This is a genomic window from Methanobrevibacter sp., assembly GCF_015062935.1.
GTDB lineage: Archaea > Methanobacteriota > Methanobacteria > Methanobacteriales > Methanobacteriaceae > Methanocatella.
This window is the reverse complement of record NZ_SUTM01000005.1, coordinates 96,791-105,641: the sequence shown is the minus strand read 5'-3', so window position 1 is coordinate 105,641 and position 8,851 is coordinate 96,791. Positions and strand designations below refer to the sequence as shown.

Below are 8,851 nucleotides of genomic sequence, written 5' to 3'. Positions count from 1 at the left end.
TAACAACAAAAAACAACAACCTAAACACCGAACTAACCAACAAAAAAACAGAAACAGAAACACTAAACCAAAAACTCAACGAACTAACAACAAAAAACAACAACCTAAACACCGAACTAACCAACAAAAAAACAGAAACAGAAACACTAAACCAAAAACTCAACGAACTAACAACAAAAAACAACATGTTAACAACTAAAAATAATGACTTGACCCAATTAATTACAGATAAAGACTCTAAAATTCAAACATTAATTGCTGACTTTAATACTAAAACAATTAATTATGAATCAAATATTAAAAAAATAAAATCTGAATTCAATTCAAAAGAAATTAATTTAAATAGTTTATTAGAAGAAAAAACAAACCTGCAACATGAAATAGTTGAAAAAACAAAAATAAACCAAACACTAACAGAACAAAACAACCAACTAAAACAAGAAATAAACAAAAAAGAAGACAAGAACAACCAACTAAAACAAGAAATAAACAAAAAAGAAGACAAGAACAACCAACTAAAACAAGAAATAAACATTTTAAAATCAACTATTGAAAATAATGACACCAATTTCGAATCAATGCAAAAAGAAATTGAACTTCTCAAAGAAATTATAACTGAGAAAGATAAAACCATTAATTCATTTAAGAGGAGGGAATAAACATGTTAAATTTTTATAAATTAAGCATGATTCCTAATTTACTAAAGAATTTCAAAGTTAAAAAAATAATACTCGCAGGACAAATAGATGAAAATTTAGTAAATGAAATTATAAAATTTGATGCAGAATTTATTGCAATAAATACGAATAGAACCCATCCTAAATTTAAAATAATTAATGGAAATCCCCTTGATGTTCTCAAATTTCAAGTTGACTACGAAGCAATTTTCATAGATGATGATCCTAATTGGTTTACAGTTTACAACGAGTTAAATCTTATTAAGAAAGCAAATGATGAATTTCCAATTGTTTTCATATGTAATAATACATTCCCTCACAAAAGAAGAGACTCTTATGTAAATCCTGAAAGTATTCCACAAGAATTCAGGCAGGAATATATAAAAGAATTACCTATAACTTATGATAATAACGAAATCCTTATTGAAGACGAATATTATCATGCACGTTATGAAAATACTGCAAAAAATGGAGTTTTGACAGCAATTGAAGATTTTTTAAATGAAAATTCCAATATTCAAACTCTAGATTTAAAGTTCCTTGAAGATATTACTATTTTATGTCCTAAAAATACAATTTCTAAAATCAGAATAGATAATACTCTTCGAGACAGCGAAAATGAAAAAATTAATGATATTGGTTTATCAGATAAATTAATTGAAAATCAACTTCTTTTATCTTATCTAGACAATTACGATATTACGGAATCCAATTCTGGAGAAACAATTAATAAAAAAATATTGGAAGAATATAAAAATAAAATTCATATCCAAGATAACCAAATCAAATTCAAAAACAGCCAAATCATGGGTGTGAATAGTGAATTAAACGTTAAGGATTTACAGATAAAAAATATTGAGTCAAAGTTAGTTAATAAAGAAACTGAAATAAATAGCTTAGAAAATCAACTTAAATCTGCAAACAATGAAATCAACTTTTTGAAAAATGAATTGGAAGAAAATAAATCAATGGCAAAGAACAAAGAAGCAGATTATAAATTTAAGATTAATACTGCTAACGAACAAATCGGTTCTTTGAAAAACGAAATAACTAATATGAAATCAGATATTTTACAAGTCAATAATCGGCTTAAAATTGCAAATGAAGAAATTACAAAATATAACAATTTAGAGTCAGAAATAAAAAATACTCAAAATGTATTAAATGATATTAAAAATAACAATACTCATCAAATTAAACAGATAAATTCAAAGGAATACTGCATACACTGTTATAAAGAAGAGATATCGAACAACAAATTAGAAATATCATATTTTAAAAATCAGTCATTGGTTAAAAAATTGCTATCTCCTTTATCATATTTATACCTAATTTTAAAATCTCATCCTAGAGAATTATCAATTAATTTTAAACTGTATAAAGCTTTAAAAAATAGCAAATGTTTCAATATTGGATATTATCTCAACAATAACCCTGACATTCAAGAAAGTACTTGGCTTAAATATTTTTCACCGGAACTGCACTATGTTTGCAATGGTTTTGGTGAAAGACGAAAATTTAATAAAAGATATTACAATAGAAAATCCAAAGATGACCTTTTAGAGTATCTTTTAACATGCGACAAGGAATAATGTTTTCAAAGGTGTTTTCATGTTTAAAATTTCAATTATCATACCTCTTGTTAATCAAAAAGATTTGAACAATGCTACATTTAAATCATTGTTAAATCAGACTATAGGCTTTGAAAACCTGCAAATCATATTTATTACTCCCAATTCAAAATATGTGAGCAACTTATCAAAATATGAAAATATTATAAATATTAATGTGAATAACAAAGATACATTTAATGGCCAATTATACAACATAGGAATAAAACATGCCTCAAGTGATTATCTGATGTTTTTAAATCCCTATGATGCCATTATGGATAATTTATGTGAGACATTATATAAAGAAACATTAAAAGACAATGATGACATCATTAGTGGAGTTTTAAATGTTTTAACAGATAGGAAATATTTAAAAAATGATTATGGGCAATTATTCAGCAATCTAAATATTAGCGATAAACTTTTTAAAAAATCATTTATCACAGAAAATCAGATTAGATTTCCAGAAGATGCATATGATTCTTATTTAGCTTTTTTAACCAATGCAATTTTTAAAACATCAAAAATTAAAATAATAAATAAAAAATTAATAAAACCCGAAAAATCAAACCAGAAGTTTTCTAAAGAACAGATTAAAGGAATATTGAACAATTTTTATGAAATGTATTACAGTTCACAAAAACATGAAAAAACAGATGTCTTTAACAGATATCTGATTTTTGATAACTTGAACTATTTTATAGATATCATTTCTACAAGTAATTTACCCATAAACGACCTTCTGGAATTGTTTGAATATTCAAAACCGTTATTCAAGTTATACTACCAAAATAATGATTTGAAATACGTTGAAAAATCACCATTATTCGAATATATTTTTCAAGAAAAATATGAGAATGCAATTTCATATATCTATGGTGAAAACATCCCAAAACAAAAGGACATCAAAATTGCAGCATTTTGTGACGATTATACTTATGAATCCTATAAATTTGAATGCAACTTAATAAGATTAAATTCAAATAACTGGTTAGATCAAATTAAAAACAATAAACCTGATTTATTTTTATACACCACTGCAAATAATGAAGAAATAGATATAAACGAAATTTTAAACTGTTTTAAAAAAAATAATGTTCCAACAGTTATCTGGGAGAATAAACAAAAAGAATTTGATGAAAATACATTAAATTTTGATTATATTTTTTCATCTTATAAAAAGAATATTCCATTTTATGAAAGCAAAGGGCATGAAAATGTTAATTATTTAATGTTTGCAACTCAACCAAGGACGTTTAATCCTTTAACAAGCCATAAAAACTTAATTACAGATAATTCTAAAAATCATGAATTGGTATCCAACGCAATGACTAAAATTCAAAATAAATTTGATTTATATAGATTTCCTAACTTAAAAGCTTCTCCGAGGTATATAACTTATAACCGAGAGGACAATTTAAAAAATATGCAGACCATCACTGAAGAACTGGTAGAATGCCCAAGTTTAGAAAATAATGAATTGTGCATCCATGAAATTTTTGAATTGATGTCTTCAAATAGATTAATATTTACAGAATATTCCAAGACATTATTTGATTTGTTTAATAACAACATTTACTACTTTAACAGAGACAACATCGATTTTACCGAAAAAGATTTCAACAAAATTAAAAATCAAAATATGCACAATGTTTTGAAAAATCACACTTATGAAAATAGATTCCGGCAAATTCTTGACACAGTTAACTTTAAATACATCCCACATCTAAAACATGTCTTTTTGTTTTATGAATTAAATGAATTAACTGAATTAGATGTTATCTATAACCATTTTCATTCAATTAAATATCCCTATAAAGAAATGATGATTATTACAAGCGAAGACAAGTTATATTTACCAAACACAATCCTAAAATCACACCTGAACGATTTGGAGTTTAATGAAAATGAATACTTTGTTTTTGCAGATTATAATTTAGATTCCGATTTCATATGCGATGCATTACTGCATTCAAGCTACCTTGAAAAAAATGTAGGCATTAAAGAGGATATTGTGAATAAATTTGCATTCAATGAAACCAACGATAAAACTAACATAATATTTAATGGATCACAATATAAACGTGTGATTTCAGAGGATGAAAACGAATATACAATTTATTGTTTCAATAACTATCAGTTGAAAGTTTCCGTAATTATACCAATTTATAATGTTGAAAAATATCTTGAAGAATGTTTGGATAGTGTTATTAATCAAACTCTAAAAGATATAGAGATTATTTGCATAAATGACGGATCTTATGACTCATCACTGGACATACTTAAAGAATATTCCAAAAAAGATTCAAGAATAAAAATTATAACCCAATACAACAAGGGCCCTGGTGGTGCAAGAAACACAGGTTTAGACATTGCACAAGGAAAATACATCTATTTCATCGATTCTGATGATATTATTGAAATTAACGGCCTTAAAGAAATGTACCAACAAGCAGAGTTCAAGGATTTGGATATGTTGAAATTTAATTTGATGACATTTGAAGATGAAACCGGAAAAGAAAAAGCCTTATATCAAAGGGTCAAACCAGCATTCCTACAGGAATTGGGCGATAAAATTTTTGATTATAAAACAATTGGATCTGATGTATATACATTATCTCCAAATATGCAATCAAGCTTTTTTAGAAGAGATGCTGTTAAAGATATCAGATTTCCGGAAAAACTTATCTTTGAAGACAATATTTATTTAATTGAAGCTTTATTTAATTCTAAAAGAGTTTATTATTATAATAAATTCCTATCAAGCAAAAGGGAAAGAGCTGATTCAATTACTCAATCAACAGGCGACCAATTTCCAGATATTCTGGAGATTAGAAACCAAATTGTAGATTTAGCTAAAAAATATGATTTCTATGATGATTATAAATTTACAATTTATTCCAGAAAATATATGTTTATTAAACTTTTATTCCTGCAAACGGCAGAATATTATAAAAAGAAATTCTTTGAAAAGATTAAAGAAGATTGTTTAAATAAAAAAGAAGAATATGAAAAAGATGGTATCTTTGATATTTTAGATAAAAAATCATTGACCATATTCAATGCGGCATTAAATTCTGAAGATTACAAAGAGTTTGAAAAACTTATTAAAAATGCATGATTAGATTTGTATGTATAAAATTTCAATTATATTACCTGTTTATAATGTTGAAAATTATTTGAAAAGATGTTTTGATAGTTTATTATCACAAACTATTGGATTTTCAAATTTACAAGTTATATTTGTAGATGACAGCTCTACAGATAATAGTCGTGAAATTATTGACAGATACAGTGAAACTTATGAAAATGTTATTTCCCTTCATTTATCAAAAAATTCAGGATTTGCTGGAAAACCTCGCAATGAAGGCATGAAATTTGCTTTTGCAGATTATTTATTATTTTTAGATCCTGATGACTATTTACTGGACAATGCATGTGACATATTATATCGTAAAATTATTGAATCAGATGCAGATATTGTTGTTGGAGGATATAAAAAAGAAGACTGGACAGCAATTTGGCATTCACTGATAGATGCAAAGGAAACATTGATTGAAAATCCGAAAAATAATCTTTCAATTTATTTTAATCCACCAGGGTTAGCTTCAAAATTATTTAAAAAAGAACTATTACTGGATAATAATATAAGATTTCCTGAGAAACTTCCCGCACAAGATTTAGTATTTTTAACTGAAACTTATTTAAATTCTAAATCAGTATTATCATTAAATGAAATAATTATTTTTGAGTATTGTGTTAGAACTGACAGTGAAAATCAATCAGTTACACAGAAAACTTCAAAAAAATATTTATATGAACTTTTAACTGCATATAATTTAGTTTTTGAGTTATTTGAAAAATTTAATGTTAATGATACCTTAAGAAAAATTTATTTTACAAAAAACCATTTTAACTTTTTCAGAGTTCAACTAAAAAATGCTAAACTTAATGAAAAAGACCTTGAAGAGTTATTCCATTCTAAACTTTTTTTAAAATTTAGAAACCAAAAATTTATTAAAGATGATGAAAAATTAGATTTATTTTTTATTAAATTAATTGATAATCCTCAAAATGTTAAAGGTAAAACCCTTCAAGAAATATGCAGAAAAACAAAAAGTGAATATCTTTCAACTACAACAAACATTAATGAAATTGAATATGTGCCTGCTAAAAATAAAATTAAATATCAAAGCCCAATAGAAGAAATTGAAAAGGAATTATATTATTTTATCAAGAAAAATGCGCAATTATATAATCTTATTGAAGATTCCAAAAAATAACTATCTCTATATATCCTCATTATTTTTAGAGTTATATATCTTTAACAATATCAAATTTCTAAATAATTAATCCAAATACCATCAAAAAAACCTTTTTATGGAATAATGTAAAATTTTAAATATAAAACAAGCACATAATATAAAATTATAGTTTAAATATAAAATAGTATAATTCCACCACCACATGGTGAATACTCCGAAATTACATCCTCAGAAAATATGTGCTGTAAAATTCTTTTATTAGCAATTTACAATAAAATAAAATTATCTTAGAAATAAATTAATTTTAAAATAATAATCCGCAGATTTAAATGAATAATTTTTAGATGATATTATGGAAACAGTAAAATCAACACAAGACATTGGAAAACTGGAAAAAAATAAAGTTACCGGAAATCCGGAAATTCATAAATCTCAAATTACATTTAAGGGAGAAAACAATATCCTATACTGTGAAGGCAATGTGAAACTTAACGGAGCTAAATTTTTATTTGAGGGAAGCAACTCCATTATATACTTATCATCCTCTCAAAATACACAATATTCTTTCACATTAGTAATTTACAACGATTCCACATTTTTCATTGGCAGGGAAGGAAATCTGTCTTCACCAATCAACATTAACATACAGGAAAGCCAGAATGTGATTATCGGAGCAGAATGCAGTCTTTCAAGTGGAGTTAACATAAGAACTGCAGATATCCACCCTATTTATGATAACCGAACAAAACAAAGAATAAATTATGCCAATAGTGTATTTATAGGAGACCATGTTTGGATTGGCCATCTGGCATATATTTCCAGAGGAGTTAAAATTGGTTCAGGTGCAATAATAGAAAATGACTCCTTTTTACCACACAATGCCAAAATTCCTTCAAATACATTAGTTGTCGGAAACCCAGCAAGAATTGAAAGAGACAACGTTTTTTTCACAAGGGAATTTTTAGGATATCACAACTCCGAAGATTCACTTAATACTCAAGATTACAAAAGTGACGTATTCATATATGAGTTCGTTAATCAGGAAACATTGAATCTGAACCAGATTGATAAGATCTTGAAAGATTTGAATACAACTGACAGACTTGAATTTATTCAGAAGTTATTTGTAAGAAATAAACGTAAAAATCGTTTTACAATAACAAAGTAAAAATAGCGAGTGTTTTTAATGAAATATGATTATTTGATAGTTGGTGCAGGTCTTTTCGGTGCAGTATTTGCTCATGAAATGACCAAAGCTGGTAAAAAGTGTTTAGTTATAGAAAAAAGAGACCACATTGCTGGAAATGCATATACTGAATTAAAAGAAAACATTAATGTCCACAAATATGGTGCACATATCTTCCATACAAACAACAAGGAAGTTTGGGAATATATCAACCAGTTTGCAGACTTCAACAGGTTTACCAACTCCCCTGTTGCCAACTATAAAGGCGAACTATACAATTTGCCTTTTAACATGAACACATTTTATCAGATGTGGGGCGTCAAGACTCCGGAGGAAGCAAAAGCCAAAATTGAAGAGCAAAAAGCAGAAGCAAAAGTTGAAAATCCTCAAAACCTTGAAGAGCAGGCAATATCACTCATCGGAAAAGACATTTACGAAAAGCTCGTAAAAGGTTATACTGAAAAGCAGTGGGGAAGAAAATGCTCAGAGCTTCCTGCATTCATTATAAAAAGGCTTCCAGTGAGATTTACATACGACAACAATTATTTCAATGATTTGTATCAGGGAATCCCTATCGGAGGATACACCAAAATCGTTGAAAAGATGCTTGACGGCATTGAAGTTAAACTCAATACAGATTTCTTTGATGACAAAGATAAATGGCTCGATATTGCAGATAAAGTGATATTTACCGGAATGATTGATGAATATTATGATTACTGCTATGGAGAGCTTGAATACAGAGGCCTTAACTTTGAGTTTGAAACTTTAGATTTGGAAAACTATCAGGGAAATGCCGTAATCAACTACACTGATGCTGAAACTCCATACACCAGAATAATCGAACACAAGCATTTTGAAGGCTCAGAATCTCCGAAAACAATAATCACCCGAGAATATCCTAAAAACTGGGTGAAAGGTGAGGAAGCATATTATCCTATGAATGATGATAAAAACTCCGAATTATTCAACAAATATGTTGAACTTTCCAAAAAAGAGGATAAAGTCATCTTCGGCGGACGTTTGGGAATGTATAAATACTTTGACATGTGGCAAGTTATTGATGAAGCATTGAAAGTAGTGCAATCCCTAAAATAATTCTTTTTTTTC

6 protein-coding genes are annotated in these 8,851 nt (G+C 27.1%); all 6 read left to right on the top strand.

Going from position 1 to position 8,851, the window contains the following annotated elements; all coding sequences use genetic code 11:
- Nucleotides 1-659: hypothetical protein (locus E7Z81_RS03375; protein WP_292744234.1), on the top strand; the 659-nt coding region annotated here is incomplete at its 5' end.
- Between the two features lie 2 nt (nt 660-661).
- On the top strand, nt 662-2,269 hold the full coding sequence (locus tag E7Z81_RS03370; protein ID WP_292744231.1) for a hypothetical protein: 1,608 nt from the start codon (nt 662-664) through the stop codon (nt 2,267-2,269).
- A 19-nt stretch (nt 2,270-2,288) separates the two neighbouring features.
- The gene (locus tag E7Z81_RS03365) at nt 2,289-5,411 is read left to right on the top strand and encodes a glycosyltransferase (protein WP_292744228.1); all 3,123 of its coding nucleotides are present in this window, start codon (nt 2,289-2,291) and stop codon (nt 5,409-5,411) included.
- A 10-nt stretch (nt 5,412-5,421) separates the two neighbouring features.
- Nucleotides 5,422-6,573: a glycosyltransferase family 2 protein gene (locus E7Z81_RS03360; protein WP_292744226.1), complete on the top strand. Its 1,152-nt coding sequence runs from the start codon at nt 5,422-5,424 to the stop codon at nt 6,571-6,573.
- Nucleotides 6,574-6,907: 334 nt separating this feature from the next.
- Nucleotides 6,908-7,723 carry an acetyltransferase gene (locus E7Z81_RS03355; protein WP_292744223.1) on the top strand — a complete coding sequence of 272 codons (816 nt, stop codon included), beginning with the start codon at nt 6,908-6,910 and terminating at the stop codon, nt 7,721-7,723.
- Between the two features lie 18 nt (nt 7,724-7,741).
- Nucleotides 7,742-8,839: a UDP-galactopyranose mutase gene (glf, locus tag E7Z81_RS03350; protein ID WP_292744220.1), complete on the top strand. Its 1,098-nt coding sequence runs from the start codon at nt 7,742-7,744 to the stop codon at nt 8,837-8,839.
- The last annotated feature ends 12 nt before the right edge of the window (nt 8,840-8,851 follow it).

Bases quoted from the DNA above. Each gene is read 5' to 3' on its own strand.
- E7Z81_RS03370 (WP_292744231.1), top strand. From the start codon at position 662: ATGTTAAATTTTTATAAATTAAGCATGATTCCTAATTTACTAAAGAAT.
- E7Z81_RS03365 (WP_292744228.1), top strand. From the start codon at position 2,289: ATGTTTAAAATTTCAATTATCATACCTCTTGTTAATCAAAAAGATTTG.
- E7Z81_RS03360 (WP_292744226.1), top strand. From the start codon at position 5,422: ATGTATAAAATTTCAATTATATTACCTGTTTATAATGTTGAAAATTAT.
- E7Z81_RS03355 (WP_292744223.1), top strand. From the start codon at position 6,908: ATGGAAACAGTAAAATCAACACAAGACATTGGAAAACTGGAAAAAAAT.
- glf (WP_292744220.1), top strand. From the start codon at position 7,742: ATGAAATATGATTATTTGATAGTTGGTGCAGGTCTTTTCGGTGCAGTA.